Origin of the sequence: Flavobacterium algoriphilum (assembly GCF_048158655.1) — a bacterium.
GTDB lineage: Bacteria > Bacteroidota > Bacteroidia > Flavobacteriales > Flavobacteriaceae > Flavobacterium > Flavobacterium algoriphilum.
This window is the reverse complement of the sequence record NZ_JBLNKY010000001.1, coordinates 155,724-171,941: the sequence shown is the minus strand read 5'-3', so window position 1 is coordinate 171,941 and position 16,218 is coordinate 155,724. Positions and strand designations below refer to the sequence as shown.

Genomic DNA, 16,218 nt, shown 5'->3' with positions numbered 1-16,218 from the left:
GGTTTGGTAGTTCAGTTGGTTAGAATACATGCCTGTCACGCATGGGGTCGCGGGTTCGAGTCCCGTCCAGACCGCTAATATTGGGGAAAGCCTTTCATAACTGAAAGGCTTTTTTGTCCCAATAAGGTATCTAAAGCTAGTTGTGTTGTTTGCTGCGAATTTGTAACTCGTAGCGGGTTTAGTAGTTAGACCAATGAAAAGCTTTCCACTTTGTGGATAGCTTTTTTGATTAAAAAGAAAGCAGGTTTGGTAGTTCAGTTGGTTAGAATACATGCCTGTCACGCATGGGGTCGCGGGTTCGAGTCCCGTCCAGACCGCTAGATTTAAGAAAGCCTTTCGTAACTGAAAGGCTTTTTTGATTTCAGGAAGTTTGTAAATTAAAACAGCGCTGATTTATACTGCCAGACAATCGTAAGAAACAATCCCAAATACATCACGCAAACCACAAATTTCATAAAACTGGAAGCCAGTAAGCCGATAAATGATCCTGCGGCTGCTTTTAAAGCTCGTTTGTGGTCTTTAGAATCGAAAATAAGTTCTCCAAGGAATGCGCCAACAAAAGGCCCTAAAAGAAAACCAAAAGGAATAGGAGCAATAATTCCGATAATCAAACCAATATTCGTTCCCCAAATACCATACGTACTGCCGCCGAATTTTTTGGTTCCTCTGGAAGGAATGACATAATCCAAAACAGAAATAACGACAGTAATCAATAAAGCAATTCCAAGAATCCAATAATTAGCCGGAACAGCATTCGTGAAATAGAGTAGCAGTAAACCAGCCCAACTGATACTTGGTCCAGGTAAAACGGGTAAAAAGCTCCCGAAAACGCCTGTAATCATACATGAAAAACCAAGAATTAAAAGTAATGTATCCATAGCATTATTTTAGTAATTTTGAAAAATAAAGAGGCAATGTCTATTTCTAAACGAATATGAGAAAAATAATTTTAGTATTTTCAATTGGGCTATTTTTCATGGTTTCTCCAGAATCCTTGCAAGCCCAAGATAAAACGGTGAATACTGGTGATGCCCTTTTGAAAGAAACGTTATACAAAGCCAATAAAGTAAAAGTATCAAATTTTTCTTTGAAACAGTTTGATGCACTTTTTTTTGAATTTTTCGATAAAAAAGCCAATCCCAATTTAGTATTAACAAAAGAAGAATTCTATAAATACACCATTCAGATTGCTATTTTTTCAGATCGCTTGGCGGCATTATATCCAGACCAAAAAGAAATTGCTGCCGCAAACAAAAAGAAATGGTTTGCAGAATCGTACGAAGATTATTTGCTTTCTAAAGCAACTCAAAAAAAATAATTGTATTTTTATAAAATATTCAATTGAAAAACAAAACCTTGAAGCACTATTACCTTTTTTTTGTAATTATACTTTTTAATTCCTGCCAATATTTTGAAAAGCAAGTGCCTTCGGAAAAGGAATTGTTGCAAAAGGAACTGAAATCGATTAACTGGAAAGAAGTCGATGAGTTTCCATCGGTTGTAAGTTGTGAGAAAATTGAGAATAAAACGCAACGCCAGCAATGTTTTTTTGAAGTTTTAACGCAATTGATTCAGGAAAAATTGAGCATTGACACTCTTTCGGTTCTTTATCCGGAATTGGACACGATTGAAGTAAAAGTCACCATTTTTCCTAACGCCACGATGCGATTTGAGCCACAATTTCCAAAAGATTCCGTGGCTTACGACAGAATCAAAATTGACAGTATCCTCAAAACGCGTTTAGTCGATTTTCCAAAAGTGAATCCAGCCATCAAACGCGGAATTCCTGTAAAAACACAATTTATTCTACCAGTTATTCTAAAAGTAGAGTAGTTCTTAAAAAGATTTTTGAATGAAGATTAACGATCTTTGATTTCGGATTGATTTACCAATTTGAATTTCAGGGTCGGGTAATATTTTTTGATTTCAAAAATTTTTAATAGATAATAATAATCTGAAAACTGCATAATCCAAGCATATTGGCCTGTACTGTGCATCTAAAATCAAAAATCGTTAATCAAAAATCGTTAATCAAAAATTTGCAATCTAAAATCTTCTCCCTTTCCATTCATATTTACCAAACAAAGAATACAAAGCCACAGCCGTGCTAAAAAACGGATACAACAAACTGCTAAATATTAAATAGCGGATTTTACTTTTATTCAAAAAATGATTGGCCTTGTAAATCAAAATAGCATCAACAGTAAATTTTAATACGAATAACAAAAATATATTTGGAAACGAAACTACACCAAATACCCAAAAGCTAATACTCAAAACCAAACACAAATTTCCCTCGAAAACCAATAATCCCAATCCTTTTCCGAAATTACTTTGATACGAACCTGTTTTCGAAGCCCAACGTACTCTTTGATAGAATAGCGATTTCCAATCGTTCAATGGTTTTGTGATGACAATGTTATTTTCAGATTTCAAATAATGGACTTTTTCAGGAAATTGAGCGATCGCTTTTTGCAACAGAAAAACATCATCGCCACTTGCAATTCCATCATTTCCATTAAAGCCATTTAGTTCCTGGAAGATGGATTTCGTGTAGGCAAAATTAGCGCCATTACACATAAATCCTTTTTTAATTCCAAAACTTCCTATTGTGGCTCCTTGTAAACTGGCAAAATCCAATTGTTGGAAATGATGCAGAAACGAATCATTGCAATTATACGTTACAGCCCCGGCAATCATAGCAACGTCATGTAGCTGAATGTAATTATCCAATGTCAATAGCCATTTTTTATTGACTGTGCAATCCGCATCAATGGTGATAATCCAATTCGTATTTACGATTTGCATTGCGGTTACAATCGCATCTTTTTTGGGCGAATTTGAAACCCGAATATTCTTTATAATGGAGACCTGAAACTTGAAGTTTGAAATTTGAAATCTTTCTTCAGATTCGTCATCGACCAAAATCACGTTAAATAATTCCATCGGATAATTCAACTTCGATAGACTATCTAATAAAACGGGCAGATTTTTCGCTTCATTCCGAAAAGGAATTATTATCGAAAATTTTGTTTTTGGCTTTAAACCAATGTAATCAATTGTATTTACTTTGGTGAAACCATAAATCAAAAGTGCAATAAAAACTGTGTAAATAAAAACTGCCCAAAATAAAACAATTGCAATCATAATTATTTTATTAAGTTTTATCTCCCTCTCCTTCGAAGAGGGTTGGGGAGAGGATTTTAAAATTAAATACATAATAACTACCAATTACCACCGGTAAAACTACATTTAGGAACCACATGAGCGTAGTCACAAAAATCACGATCCATTCGTTTACACCAAGAATACCAAAGAAATACACCGCGACGCTTCCTTTTACGGCAAAGTCTAAAAATTGGAAAGTAGGCAAGGAGGAGGCTAAAAAATAAACACTTGTGATTGTGGCAATCACTATTAAATAAGACAGATGAACATCAAAAGCCAGAAATAAAAAGTAATATTGGTGGGAAAATACCAAGAAACGACAAATCGCTAAAAAGATGTTTTTTTGATGAATGGGTTTTGGGATTTCGTTAATCTTATGAATCAGTCTTTCGATGGAATAGCCTTTAATAGTGAATTTTTTCAAGAGAAAAGAAACAAGAAATACCAGTATTAATAATCCAAAAAGTAGTCCAACGGTTTTTGAGGTAATCACATTGAATTGTGCATTGAAATACAATAAGCCTAAAATTCCAAAAATAACGGTCAAAATCATTTGGATTCCGTTGCAAATCAGGTTTAAAAAAAGGACGTTTTTTGTGTCTTTTTTTTCAAAAAACAATGCTTTTCCGGCATATTCGCCCACGCCATTTGGTGTAAACAGTCCTGCAGTCAAAGCGCCAAGAACTTGTTTTGTGGCTTCACGTAAAGATGTTTTATGGATAAATTCGACCAAATTCTGCCATTTCAAAATTTCAAAAAACCGATTCAAAACACTCAATAATAGAATAAAGACGATTCCACCAACCGACTGATTTTTCTGGAATAAAACGATGAATTTTTGCCAATCCAGTTTGTCATTGTTCGCCAATTGATTGTAAATAAAATAAAACGCACCGCCCACAATCAAAAGTTTGATTAGAAGTACGAGGAATTGCTTAGTTTTGTGTGGAATTGAAATCATTACTGCAAAATAACAAATTTAAATTGGCAAACGAGCGCATCATATTGGGAATCGACCCAGGGACTACGATTATGGGTTTTGGATTGATAAAAATCATCAATAAAAAAATGGAATTTTTGCAATTGAACGAATTGCAATTGTCCAAATACGATAACCATTACCAGAAACTGAAAATTATTTTCGAACGGACGATTGAATTAATTGATACGCATAATCCAGATGAAATTGCGATTGAAGCGCCTTTCTTTGGTAAAAACGTGCAGTCGATGTTGAAGTTGGGACGCGCACAAGGCGTGGCAATGGCAGCAGGACTTTCAAGAGATATTCCCATTACTGAATACGAACCCAAGAAAATTAAAATGGCTATTACCGGAAACGGAAATGCCAGCAAAGAGCAAGTTGCCAAAATGCTCCAGCAACTTTTAGGAATGAAGGAATTGCCTAAAAACCTCGATAGCACCGATGGATTAGCTGCAGCGGTTTGTCATTTTTTCAATTCCGGAAAAGTGGTTGGCGAGAAAAGTTATACCGGCTGGGATGCTTTTGTAAAACAAAACGAAGAAAGGGTTAAAAAATAGTTTTCAGTCGCAGTTTCAGTCTCAGTAACTGGAAACTGCGACTGGACTGAACACTAAATTAATGAGCGGAATCTACATCCATATCCCTTTTTGCAAACAGGCGTGTCACTATTGCGACTTCCATTTTTCGACTTCGATGAAGAAGAAAGAAGAAATGGTCTTGGCTATTGCCAAAGAAATTAAATTGCGTAAAAGTGAGTTTGAAAATGACCCAAGCGAAAGCGAACAGGCGAAGCAAACTGTCGAAACGATTTATTTCGGCGGAGGAACACCTTCAGTTTTAACCTCCGAAGAAATTAATTTTCTGATTGCCGAAGTGTATAAGAATTATAAAGTTTCAGAAAATCCTGAAATCACGCTTGAAGCCAATCCGGATGATTTGTCAAGTGAACGAATTGTGGAATTATCCAAAAGCCGAATCAATCGCCTAAGTATCGGGATTCAGTCGTTTTTTGAAGATGATTTACAGCTGATGAACCGAGCTCATAATTCGGCAGAGGCTCAGAAATGTTTAGCAGAAGCTACCCAGTATTTCGATAATATTTCCGTCGATTTGATTTACGGAATTCCGGGAATGAGCAACCAGAAATGGAAAGAAAACATTGAAACAGCGTTGTCATTTGGGATTCCGCATATTTCGAGTTACGCGTTGACAGTGGAACCAAAAACGGCATTGAATAAATTAATCCAAACCGGAAAAATTGCTGCTCCTAAAGATGAAGTTGCCCAAGAGCATTTTGCTATTTTGGTCGAAACGCTCGAAGCGAATGATTTTATTCATTATGAGTTATCGAATTTTGGGAAGGCTAATTTCTTTTCAAAAAATAATTCGGCGTATTGGTTAGGGAAAAAATACATTGGAATTGGACCTTCGGCGCACAGTTATAACGGGATCTCCCGAAGTTGGAATGTTTCGAATAATTCGATTTATTTAAAATCTATTCAAGAAAATAAAGTACCGAATGAAACAGAAACTCTTTCGACAGCTGATCGTTATAATGAATATATTATGACGGGTTTGCGAACAATTTGGGGGGTTTCTTTGGATAGAATCGAAAGCGAGTTTGGGAATGTATATTTGGAGTATCTTAATAAGCAGACTCAGAAATTTCTTGATGATGGTTTACTTTTCATCGAAAATAAGATTCTAAAACCAACACCAAAAGGAAAGTTTTTGACGGATGGAATTGCATCGGATTTATTTATCCTGAACTAATTTCAGGATCTGTTGATTTTTAATTGATTTTTGTATGGAAAAAAGGATTTACATATATTTTAACTAATAAAAATGCTGCTGTTTTATATGTTGGAGCAACCAAAAATCTTAAAAATAGAGTTGACTGTCATAGAAATGGGACAGGTGTAGTTTTTTCAAAAAATATAATGCTACAATTTTAATCTGTTTTGAAGAGTTTGATGATTTGAGTGATGCTTTTAACAGAGAAAATAACTTAAAAATTGGCATAAAGACTGGAAATGCAGTGTCGCAAAACTTTCAAATCCTGAATTAAAAGATTTATATTTGAACTTATAAAGTATCTCCAAAGAGATGCTGAAATAAATTCAGCATAAATGTTAGCAATAATCCAACATAACAACCAGACCTTTGAGGTCGATCTATCAAAACCTATTGATATTTCGATTCCGTTAACGAATACCGATGAAAATCCAATTGCTTGGTATATCGAGAAACCAGTCATTGAACCCGTTGTTTTTGGGGAATGGATAGGGAAAGTATCGGAAGGAAAGTCATCAACCAATTTCAATAACATTTTTTTCAATCCGCACGGGCATGGAACCCACACTGAATGCCTGGGACATATTACACGGGAATTTTACAGTATTAATCAGTCGTTGAAACAGTTTTTCTTCTTGACGGAATTGATTTCGGTTCAACCGGAAATGCATGGGGAAGATTTGGTGATTACTTTGGATAGCATCACGACTGCGCTCGATGTGACATTGAAGTTAGGTGTTCCAAGAGAAGCGATTATCATTCGAACAATTCCCAATTTAGAATCAAAAAAACAGTTGAAATATTCGAATACGAATCCGCCTTATCTGGCTGCAGCTGCTGCGCGTTTCATTCGCGAAAGTGGGATTAAGCATTTATTGATTGATTTGCCCAGTGTAGATAAAGAACATGACGAGGGGAAATTATTGGCGCATAAAGCGTTTTGGAATGTGACAAATGTCAATAATTTGAATGCAGATGCACGATTGGACTGTACGATTACCGAGATGATTTTTGTGCCAAATGAAGTAAAAGACGGGAGTTATTTGTTGAATTTGCAAATTGCTTCTTTCGAAAATGATGCGAGTCCAAGTAAACCGATACTTTATAAAATATGATAATCGTTTCAACCGATAAAAATAAACTAGATGTACCGTTTATTCAGCATTTTCTGAAAGATATTTATTGGGCTGCAGGACGAACAATAGATGAAGTCCAAATTACAATTGATCATTCGTTTTGTTTCGGGATTTATTTAAATGACAAACAAATTGGTTTTGCACGTGTTATTACGGACTATGTCGTTTTTGCTTATCTCATGGATGTTTTTATTACTGAAGAACATCGAGGGAAAGGGTATTCTTCGATTCTAATAAACAGTATGATTACAGAACCTAAACTAAAAGAGGTTAAAATTTGGCGATTAGCGACATTAGACGCTCATTTTTTATATAAGAAATTTGGTTTTACAGCATTGGAAAATCCAGAAAAAATGATGGAAAAGAAAATAATCTGAATTAGAAATAATTTCAAAAAATGAACTTAGAAACGTATTACGAATATTGTCTTTCTAAAAAAGCAGTAACCGAACATTTTCCTTTTGATGAAGATACTTTAGTCTTTAAAGTAGGAGGTAAAATATTTGCTTTGTCGTCTTTAAACCAATGGGAAAAAGGACAGCCAGCAGTAAATTTGAAATGTGATCCAGAGCGTGTTCAGGAATTACGCGCTGACTACGATGCGATTCAACCGGGATTTCACATGAATAAAAAGCATTGGAACACGATTGCTGTAAATAGAGATGTACAAGATGCCTTTTTCAAAGAACTAATAGATCATTCCTACGAATTGGTTTTCAAAAGTTTAACAAAGAAAATGCAAAGCGAAATTCAAGAATTAGAAAATTAGGCATTACTTTTGCGAGGAAAATTAGAATAAAAATATAAATACATACTGAATAAATTCAGCATAAAAATGAAAGAACAATTTAAGAAGTTTTTAAACGAAGAACAGGATCCTAAAGCCATAGAAAAAATCGCTTCAAAATTGAGTGATTTATTGATGAAGAATGAAGAAATCGGTTATATCGCTGTTCAAAAAAAACCAGCTATTACCGTTTTACCAGATAGTATTGTGATGACCAATAAAAGAATCATCATTTGCCAGCCAAAAAACCTGGGACTTTCCATGAATTTTATTGATTACACTTGGGACGAGATAGAAGGAACTTTTGTAAAAGAAAATATTCTGGGTTCAGAGTTTTCTTTTACGACAAGAACCAATATGGAGGTTTCGATTGATTACATCCCAAAAATTCAAGCTCGCAAAATATTCACTTATGCCAAAGAGCAATTGGATATTTTGAAAGGGGGCACTGTTTTAAATGCACCATTAATGGATGAAGTTGTGGTTCCAATTGAAGAAGTGGAAATTATCGAAGAAGTGGAAACGGAAGAGGTTACAACTTTTGCCGAAATAATGCCCGTTACGCCGCCGGTTTATATTATGCAAAACGAGCAATTTAGTACTCCGGCTGAAACTCCAAAAGAAAATGGATTAAGTGGATTGTCGCAAGACGAACTTTTTGAAAAATTACAGAATTATAAAAAATTACTGGATAACGGATTGATTTTACAAGGAGAATATGATACTTTCAAAAAAGAAATTTTGAGTTATATGTAGTTTAAATTCAAAATCTTTAAAAAAATAGAAAACCCGACCTGTTTAAAGCTTGTCGGGTTTGTTTTTTCTACAAGGTTTTTGAAAACTTTGAGGAGTAGAAAGTCTATAAAGTTCTTTTTTGCTTTTCTACAAAATTATGGGCTTGTAATTCTAGTAATTCAGTCGCTTTCTTGCGTTGTAAGTCGTATAGATTTTTATCCTTGGCAATATCTTCATAAACTTTGTCGTGCATGGAAGCACTGGTTTCTACCAGTAAACTTCGTTGGTATTTATCTTGGTCCAAAGTAGCTTTTAGAGCTGTTTCTAAATCTTCCAGTTTAAAATCATATTCTCCTTTTGGAGATAATAATTTGGCAATAATAGGAGATGTTTCGATTGCCAGAAATAACAACATGATAAAAAAGGACGGCAACCAAGGTAATTTATCCAGCGCATTAATACGAGCCATTAAACCGTCAAATCCATCAATTATGGGTTGGGTTTCGGTTACTTTCTTGTCTAAATCTGCTTGCAGTGTTTTGGATTTCAGCTCCATTTCAGCAATTTTGGCTAAGTTGGTTTTTTGTAAAGTATCCAGTTCTTTCTTAACCAAATCATGTTTGGCTATTTTTTCTTTAAAAACGGGGCCTTTGCCTAATTTTTTGGTCCCGGCGGTTCCTTCAGCCTCCGTAATATAGGTCTCGTAGAGTGTATTGACCTCTTTTTCTTTCTTGGTGATTTCTAATTTTAAACTGGCTATATCAGCTTTGTTTTTGTCTAAATCCGATTTGAAATAATTAGCCACTTCCTTTTTGTTGTTTAAGGCCATGGCGTTTTTCTCTTTCAATAAAACGGTGTTAATTTCTTTTTCGAAGATTTTAATTTCCAATGGTTTCGAAATGACTATCGCAATAATTACCGCCAAAATAATTCGGGGTGTTGCTTGTAGAAATTCACTTCCAAATTGGTCTCTTTTTCGAATGGTAGAAACAATAAAACGATCCAAATTGAAAATAAGTAAACTCCAAACTAATCCAAAGAGTAAAGCGGGATACACATTATCAAAAACAGTAAAAAGTGCATACGCACTGGCAATAAAAGCCATGACGGCAGTGAAGAAAACGGTGGCACCAATACCAACATATTTGGTTTGTTCGCCTTCGGAGCAACCTTCAAGAAGGTTTTTATCAGCCCCTGAACAGAGGATAAAAAATTGTTTTAACATGATTTATTTTTTGATTGATTGATGATTACAAATTTAACGCCAAATTTCAAATAATGATATAAATAGTTGGTTTGTTTTTGTTTAGCATTTTTTATGCATAAAAAAAGCCGTTCATAAAGAACGACTTTTTGGTTTTTGAATTAATAATAACTTATGCTAAAGGAGCTCCTGCCATAATTTCGGCATTAGCAAATTCTTCAAATTTGGCGAAGTTAGCTGTGAATTTCTGTGCTAATTCAACCGCTTTTTTATCGTATAGTTCCGGATCTTCCCACGTATTTCTTGGATTCAATATCGCATTAGGAACATTCGGACATGATTGTGGTTTTGCAATTCCAAATACAGAGTGATTCTCATACGCTACTGTATCTAATTCTCCGTTTAAAGCAGCAGTAATCATGGCTCGTGTGTATTTCAGTTTCATTCGGCTCCCTGTTCCATAAGGCCCGCCTGTCCAACCTGTATTGATCAGCCAAACTTTTACATTGGTATCTTTCATTTTTTTGCTTAACATTTCAGCATATTTTGTTGGGTGCAATGGCATAAAAGGCGCGCCAAAACAAGCAGAAAAATTAGGTTGAGGTTCCGTTACACCTGCTTCAGTTCCGGCAACTTTTGCGGTATATCCAGAAATAAAGTGATACGCCGCCTGACCAGGTGTCAATTTAGAAATTGGAGGTAAAATACCAAAAGAATCTGCCGTTAAGAAAAAGATATTTTTCGGATTTTTCCCAATAGAACCAGGCTGTATATTATCAATATGGTAAATAGGATAACTAACTCGGGTATTTGGTGTAATGGAAACATCTTGAAAATCTACTTCATTAGTTCCCTCTTTGAAAACTACATTTTCTAAAATCGCTCCTTTTTTAATGGCTCTAAAAATATCGGGTTCATTTTCTTCAGAAAGGTTTATTACTTTGGCATAACAGCCTCCTTCAAAATTGAAAACAGTGTTTTCATTCGTCCAGCCATGTTCATCATCTCCAATAAGTTTTCTTTTTGGATCAGCTGATAAAGTTGTTTTGCCGGTTCCTGATAAACCAAAGAAGATAGCGGTATCTCCTTCATCCCCAACATTAGCGCTGCAATGCATGGGTAACGTATTTTTGAAAACAGGCATGATGAAATTCAAAGCAGAGAAAATTCCTTTTTTCATTTCACCTGTATACCCTGTTCCACCTACTAGCACTAATTTTCTGGTAAAGTCTAATATGGCAAAATTGCTTTGACGTGTTCCATCAACTGCAGGATCTGCTAGGAAACTTGGTACACAAAGTAAGGTCCATTCTGGAGAAAAATTTGCTAATTCTTCCAGTTCGGGTCTCAAAAACATATTGTAGCAAAATAAGTTTGCCCAAGCCGTTTCCGTGATAACTCTGACATTTAATCTGTAATTTGGATCTGCACATACATAGGAGTCTCTTACGAAAACTTCCTTATTGGATAAATAAGCCGTAACTTTTTTATATAAAGCTTCAAATGCATCCGATTCGAAAGGTATATTTACTTTCCCCCACCAAACTTGGTTTTCAGTTATACTGTCTTTTACTATAAAACGATCTAAGGGTGAGCGTCCGGTATATTCGCCTGTATTAATTGCTAATGCTCCCGTTGAGCTCTCTACTCCTTGGCCAGATTTTATTGTGATTTCATGTAATTCGTCAGGCGATAATTGGTAATTAACTTTTGCATTTTCAATTCCTAAGTCTTTTAACGAAATCGATTGCGAGAAAAGGATGTTGTTGTCCATAAATTTGATGTTGTGTATGTTTGTTTTATAGACTGCAAAAGTAGAAATTATATTTCAGATAGGATTTGATTCTCTTAATTTTATGATTTTTTATTAATAATATTCAGTAGTAAAACTCCCCAGGCTAGTATTAATAGGAGTCCGCCGATGGGTGTCACAAATCCGATGGCCTTAAAATCAAAAGAGGTGAGATTATTTGTTGCCAATAAATAAATCGATCCTGAAAATAATAGTACCCCAAAAAGAACTAAAAAATAGATCGTTTTTTTTGCTTTTTGGGACAGATCATTTTGTAGTCCAATAAATAATAAAAAAACAGCATGGTACATTTGATACCGTACTCCAGTTTCAAAAGTGGAAAGTTGTTCCAGAGACAGTACTTTTTTTAGGGCATGTGCGCCAAAAGCTCCTAAAATAATCGCTATCATCCCAAATATCGCTCCTGTTGAAATTATTTTCTTGTCCATTTTTTTAATTTATTTGCTATGCAAAAGTATCTGTTATCAACTCATTGTAAAAGAAATTCTCAAGAATCTTTTTTCAGGCTCTATTTTTTTATAAACGGGATGTCTTAGCGATCTTAGGGCTTCTTTGTGAAAATAGCGGAATGTTTTAGTAAAACATCATTTGTTATAAATACAACAATATTGTATATTTGTGTTATATTTATGTAATTATGAGGGTAATTTTAATCATTGGAGTAGGAAGATCAGCATCATCGTTGATACAATACCTTTTAAATAAATCAGAAAAAGAGCAACTTCATCTGATTATTGGAGATTTATCATTGGATTTGGCTGAAAAGATAACCAATAATCACCCTAATGCAACGCCAATAGCTTTAGATATTTTTGATAAAAATCAAAGAAAAGAAGCCATTCAAAAAGCCAGTATTGTTATCTCCATGTTACCCGCGCATTTACATATTGAAGTGGCAAGAGATTGTATTGTTTATAAAAAACACTTAGTTACGGCCTCTTATATTAGTGATGCCATGCAGGAATTGGATGCTTTGGCAAAAGAAAACAACTTGGTTTTCATGAATGAAATTGGTCTGGATCCTGGGATAGATCACATGAGCGCCATGAAAGTTATTGATCAAATTAAGGATAAAGGAGGCAATATGCTTTTGTTTGAATCTTTCTGCGGCGGACTGGTAGCACCGGAGTCTGACACTAATCTTTGGAATTATAAATTTACCTGGGCACCACGGAATGTGGTCCTGGCTGGGCAAGGAGGTGCAGCCAAGTTTGTTCAGGAAGGAACCTATAAATACATTCCGTATTGTAATTTATTTCGAAGAACTGAATTTCTGGAAGTAGAAGGATACGGTCGATTTGAAGCCTATTCCAATAGAGATTCACTGAAATATCGCAGTGTTTATGGACTCGATGATGTCCTTACTTTCTACAGAGGCACCATTCGTAAAGTAGGATTTTCAAAAGCATGGAACATGTTTGTGCAATTGGGTATGACGGATGACAGTTATAGTATGGAAGATTCAGAAAACATGAGTTACCGAGAATTTGTGAATTCTTTTTTGCCGTATCATCCAACGGATTCTGTAGAAAGCAAAATGCGATTGATTCTTAAAATCGACCAGGATGATATTATGTGGGACAAACTTTTGGAACTGGATTTATTCAATCGCAATAAAAAAGTAGGTTTGAAAAAAGCCACTCCGGCGCAAATTCTGGAGAAAATATTAAGTGATAGCTGGACACTTCAGCCGAATGATAAAGATATGATTGTCATGTACCATAAATTTGGGTACGAGCTACATGGCAAGAAAGAGCAAATAGATTCAAAAATGGTTTGCATTGGCGAAGATCAGACCTATACTGCTATGGCAAAAACCGTTGGTTTACCTGTTGCTATGGCAACCTTATTAATACTGAATGGTAAAATCACCACTCCTGGTGTACAGCTTCCTATTCGTAAAGAAGTGTATTTGCCTATTTTGAAAGAGCTGGAAGAATACGGTGTTGTTTTTAAAGAACAGACAATGCCTTACTTGGGATACAATCCTGATAAAAATTTTAATTAGTAGTTTCTTTTTTATATTTTTTAATTTGAATCCGCTTCTCTTGATAAACGTCTAGAATTGCGAATTTTTCATACAATTCATTTATTGAATACGTATTCTTTGGGCGTGACCCTCCGTAAAAACTTCGGGTCGGGCTGTACGCTACAATCTTTATGTTTTTAAAGAATAAACATAAAGGATTTTCGCTGCCATCCCTCACGCAAAGCATCCGGTTGGTTCGAAGTTGTCCCGGTAATTGTAAGAAAATTTAATTATATTTGGAGAAAGATAAAACGAAACGAACCTTCGCTAATCTACCCGGATTTGGGTTTATATGAGAAGTTTTGTTTCGCCTATATGCAAGTTAGCAGACATTGCCTCACAAAAATAACATCATTAAAATCAAACTATCCCAATATTAACAATTATGGAAACTATTAAATCCTTTGAAGTCGAATTTAGAAATGAATGTGGAAAAGTTTTGACCAAATTATTTAATAATCCGATATCAATGGGAGAAACTACACTTAAAAGAGCTGTCATTAGAACTGAAAAAAGATTCATTGACTATTTAGAAGAATTAAACTTAATAAGAAACCTAAAAACTGGAGCAGGAAATGATTTTGGAATACAGCTAGAACGAAAAGGTTATGAAGTGTTTGAAAAATATAATGGATGGAATGATTATTTAATTAAAGTTGTTGATCGAGATTTGAAGATTAATAAATCAAAGGAATTAGCAATTAAGTTTTGGTGGTTACCAATTGGAGTCTCAATTTTATCCTTAGTTGTCGCTATAGTTAGTTTGTGTCATAAATCTTAATTTATCACAGTAATTTAACGGTGAAAGCAACGCCTGCTAACAGCTACTATAACGGATTTGGACAGTAGGCTTGATGGAAAGTTGGTTTTGTATTTGGGATGATTCGGCAAATCCGAAAAATAATAGCAGAAAGTTCAGGCGCTAAAAACCTAAAACTAGCCGTTGAAAATGCCATATTTAAAGTTTTTGAAAGATATGAGTCAAGAGACTTTGTAAAGCATTTTCGCAGTCAGAACTGTGCTTTAGGGATTGCAATGAAAATCCTTTTTATTTTTTCTTTAAAAATAAAAAAATTGTAATGGAAAGCCCGACCGAAGGTAATGGCCAAAAAAAATCCGCTCATTTCGGAACGGATTTAGATGAATTTTCTTTGTGGCAAAATACTACTTGCTCAACTCCACAAAATATTTATAAAACAATGGAATGGTTTCAATTCCTTTTAAATAATTGAATATCCCAAAATGCTCGTTTGGCGAGTGAATGGCATCGCTGTCCAGACCAAATCCCATCAGGATGGTTTTGCTTTTCAATTCTTTTTCAAATAAGGCTACTATAGGAATACTTCCTCCGGAACGCACCGGAATTGCAGGAATTCCAAAAGTCTCGGTATACGCCATATTTGCGGCTTTGTAGCCTATGCTGTCTATTGGTGTCACATACCCTTGTCCGCCATGATGCGGTTTTACTTTTACGGTAACGCCAGCTGGAGCAATGCTGATGAAATGTTTGGTGAACAGTTCGGTGATTTTCTCCCAATCTTGGTTAGGCACTAATCGCATCGAGATTTTAGCGAAAGCCTTACCCGCAATAACCGTTTTAGCACCTTCTCCGGTGTAACCGCCCCAGATTCCGTTGACGTCCAGTGTAGGGCGAATCGAATTTCTTTCATTGGTTACATAGCCTTTTTCACCATAAACATCCTTTAAGTCGAGTGCTTTTTTATACTCTTCTAAGTTGAAAGGCGCTTTGCCCATTTCAGCTCGTTCATCGAGCGATAATTCCTGAACTTTATCATAAAAGCCCGGAATTGTAATGTGATTGTCATCGTCATGCAGGGAAGCAATCATTTTTGCCAAAATATTAATTGGATTCGCAACCGCACCCCCGTATAATCCAGAATGCAAATCACGATTAGGTCCTGTAACTTCAACTTCTACATAACTTAATCCACGCAATCCAGTTGTGATGGAAGGTTGCTGATTTGAAATCATTCCCGTATCCGAAATTAAAATGACATCGTTTTTTAGTTTTTCCTGATTGCGTTCCACAAACCAACTCAAACTTTTGGAACCCACTTCTTCTTCGCCTTCAATCATAAATTTCACGTTGCAAGGCAAAGTGTTGGACTGAACCATGTATTCCAATGCTTTTACGTGCATGAACATTTGGCCTTTATCGTCACAAGATCCTCGGGCAAAAATGGCGCCTTCGGGATGAATTTCGGTTTTTTTGATAACGGGTTCAAATGGGGGAGAAGTCCATAATTCCAATGGATCTGGCGGTTGCACATCATAATGGCCATAAACTAGAACCGTAGGCAACGATTTATCAATAATTTTTTCACCGTAAACAATTGGATACCCTGGTGTGTCACAAATTTCAACAAAATCACAACCTGCTTTTTCTAAACTTACTTTTACTGCCTCAGCGGTGTCGATAACATCTTGAGAATAAGCAGTGTCAGCACTTACGGATGGGATTTTCAATAATTCAATTAATTCGTTTATGAAACGATCTTTGTGCTGTTGAACGTATGATTTTATATTTTCCATTATTGATTTTGTTTATA

18 protein-coding genes and 2 tRNA genes are annotated in these 16,218 nt (G+C 35.3%); 13 read left to right on the top strand and 7 right to left on the bottom strand.

The window, feature by feature from the left end; translation table 11 throughout:
- Positions 1-74, top strand: a tRNA-Asp gene (locus ACM55G_RS00740).
- A gap of 169 nt (positions 75-243) precedes the next feature.
- Positions 244-317 (top strand) — tRNA-Asp (locus ACM55G_RS00735).
- A 60-nt stretch (positions 318-377) separates the two neighbouring features.
- Here ACM55G_RS00735 and ACM55G_RS00730 read toward each other — a convergent pair.
- A complete protein-coding gene (locus ACM55G_RS00730) occupies positions 378-878 on the bottom strand; it encodes a DUF456 domain-containing protein (protein WP_416841987.1) in 501 nt (166 codons plus the stop codon).
- 56 nt (positions 879-934) lie between these two features.
- On the opposite strand from ACM55G_RS00730, the gene ACM55G_RS00725 reads away from it, so the two are divergent.
- Complete coding sequence (locus ACM55G_RS00725; RefSeq protein WP_416841986.1) at positions 935-1,318, top strand: hypothetical protein; 384 nt, start codon at positions 935-937, stop codon at positions 1,316-1,318.
- A 38-nt stretch (positions 1,319-1,356) separates the two neighbouring features.
- Positions 1,357-1,833 carry a hypothetical protein gene (locus ACM55G_RS00720; RefSeq protein ID WP_416842764.1) on the top strand — a complete coding sequence of 159 codons (477 nt, stop codon included), beginning with the start codon at positions 1,357-1,359 and terminating at the stop codon, positions 1,831-1,833.
- Between the two features lie 213 nt (positions 1,834-2,046).
- On the opposite strand, the gene ACM55G_RS00715 is transcribed toward ACM55G_RS00720, so the two are convergent.
- Positions 2,047-3,147: a glycosyltransferase family 2 protein gene (locus ACM55G_RS00715; RefSeq protein WP_416841985.1), complete on the bottom strand. Its 1,101-nt coding sequence runs from the start codon at positions 3,145-3,147 to the stop codon at positions 2,047-2,049.
- A 10-nt stretch (positions 3,148-3,157) separates the two neighbouring features.
- A complete protein-coding gene (locus ACM55G_RS00710; protein ID WP_416841984.1) occupies positions 3,158-4,129 on the bottom strand; it encodes a hypothetical protein in 972 nt (323 codons plus the stop codon).
- A gap of 23 nt (positions 4,130-4,152) precedes the next feature.
- On the opposite strand from ACM55G_RS00710, the gene ruvC reads away from it, so the two are divergent.
- From ruvC to ACM55G_RS00675, 7 genes are all read left to right on the top strand, one after another.
- Positions 4,153-4,707 carry a crossover junction endodeoxyribonuclease RuvC gene (ruvC, locus tag ACM55G_RS00705; protein WP_416841983.1) on the top strand — a complete coding sequence of 185 codons (555 nt, stop codon included), beginning with the start codon at positions 4,153-4,155 and terminating at the stop codon, positions 4,705-4,707.
- 61 nt (positions 4,708-4,768) lie between these two features.
- Positions 4,769-5,923: a radical SAM family heme chaperone HemW gene (hemW, locus tag ACM55G_RS00700; RefSeq protein WP_416841982.1), complete on the top strand. Its 1,155-nt coding sequence runs from the start codon at positions 4,769-4,771 to the stop codon at positions 5,921-5,923.
- 23 nt (positions 5,924-5,946) lie between these two features.
- Positions 5,947-6,105, top strand: coding sequence for a GIY-YIG nuclease family protein (locus tag ACM55G_RS00695; RefSeq protein ID WP_416841981.1), 159 nt, complete (start codon positions 5,947-5,949; stop codon positions 6,103-6,105).
- A 174-nt stretch (positions 6,106-6,279) separates the two neighbouring features.
- Entirely contained in the window at positions 6,280-7,059 is a 780-nt protein-coding gene (locus ACM55G_RS00690) for a cyclase family protein (protein ID WP_416841980.1), read from the top strand.
- Positions 7,056-7,457 carry a GNAT family N-acetyltransferase gene (locus ACM55G_RS00685; protein ID WP_416841979.1) on the top strand — a complete coding sequence of 134 codons (402 nt, stop codon included), beginning with the start codon at positions 7,056-7,058 and terminating at the stop codon, positions 7,455-7,457. The genes ACM55G_RS00690 and ACM55G_RS00685 overlap by 4 nt, the downstream gene beginning before the upstream one ends.
- A 20-nt stretch (positions 7,458-7,477) precedes the next feature.
- Positions 7,478-7,849 (top strand): MmcQ/YjbR family DNA-binding protein, encoded by a 372-nt coding sequence (locus ACM55G_RS00680; RefSeq protein WP_416841978.1) that lies wholly within the window; start codon positions 7,478-7,480, stop codon positions 7,847-7,849.
- Positions 7,850-7,915: 66 nt separating this feature from the next.
- A complete protein-coding gene (locus ACM55G_RS00675; RefSeq protein ID WP_416841977.1) occupies positions 7,916-8,623 on the top strand; it encodes a PH domain-containing protein in 708 nt (235 codons plus the stop codon).
- 103 nt (positions 8,624-8,726) lie between these two features.
- On the opposite strand, the gene ACM55G_RS00670 is transcribed toward ACM55G_RS00675, so the two are convergent.
- The 3 genes from ACM55G_RS00670 to ACM55G_RS00660 form a co-directional block, all read right to left on the bottom strand.
- Positions 8,727-9,827, bottom strand: coding sequence for a DUF4407 domain-containing protein (locus ACM55G_RS00670; protein ID WP_416841976.1), 1,101 nt, complete (start codon positions 9,825-9,827; stop codon positions 8,727-8,729).
- 151 nt (positions 9,828-9,978) lie between these two features.
- Positions 9,979-11,580: a phosphoenolpyruvate carboxykinase (ATP) gene (gene pckA / locus ACM55G_RS00665; RefSeq protein ID WP_416841975.1), complete on the bottom strand. Its 1,602-nt coding sequence runs from the start codon at positions 11,578-11,580 to the stop codon at positions 9,979-9,981.
- A gap of 80 nt (positions 11,581-11,660) precedes the next feature.
- Complete coding sequence (locus tag ACM55G_RS00660; RefSeq protein WP_416841974.1) at positions 11,661-12,047, bottom strand: DUF423 domain-containing protein; 387 nt, start codon at positions 12,045-12,047, stop codon at positions 11,661-11,663.
- 209 nt (positions 12,048-12,256) lie between these two features.
- Here ACM55G_RS00660 and ACM55G_RS00655 point away from each other — a divergent pair, with 209 nt between their 5' ends.
- Both ACM55G_RS00655 and ACM55G_RS00650 read left to right on the top strand, forming a co-directional pair.
- Positions 12,257-13,627, top strand: a complete 1,371-nt coding sequence (locus tag ACM55G_RS00655) for a saccharopine dehydrogenase family protein (protein WP_416841973.1) — start codon at positions 12,257-12,259, stop codon at positions 13,625-13,627.
- Between the two features lie 406 nt (positions 13,628-14,033).
- Positions 14,034-14,429, top strand: coding sequence for a hypothetical protein (locus ACM55G_RS00650; RefSeq protein ID WP_416841972.1), 396 nt, complete (start codon positions 14,034-14,036; stop codon positions 14,427-14,429).
- 383 nt (positions 14,430-14,812) lie between these two features.
- Here the strand turns inward: ACM55G_RS00650 and ACM55G_RS00645 are convergent, their stop codons facing one another.
- Complete coding sequence (locus tag ACM55G_RS00645; RefSeq protein WP_416841970.1) at positions 14,813-16,201, bottom strand: dipeptidase; 1,389 nt, start codon at positions 16,199-16,201, stop codon at positions 14,813-14,815.
- Positions 16,202-16,218: the final 17 nt, after the last annotated feature.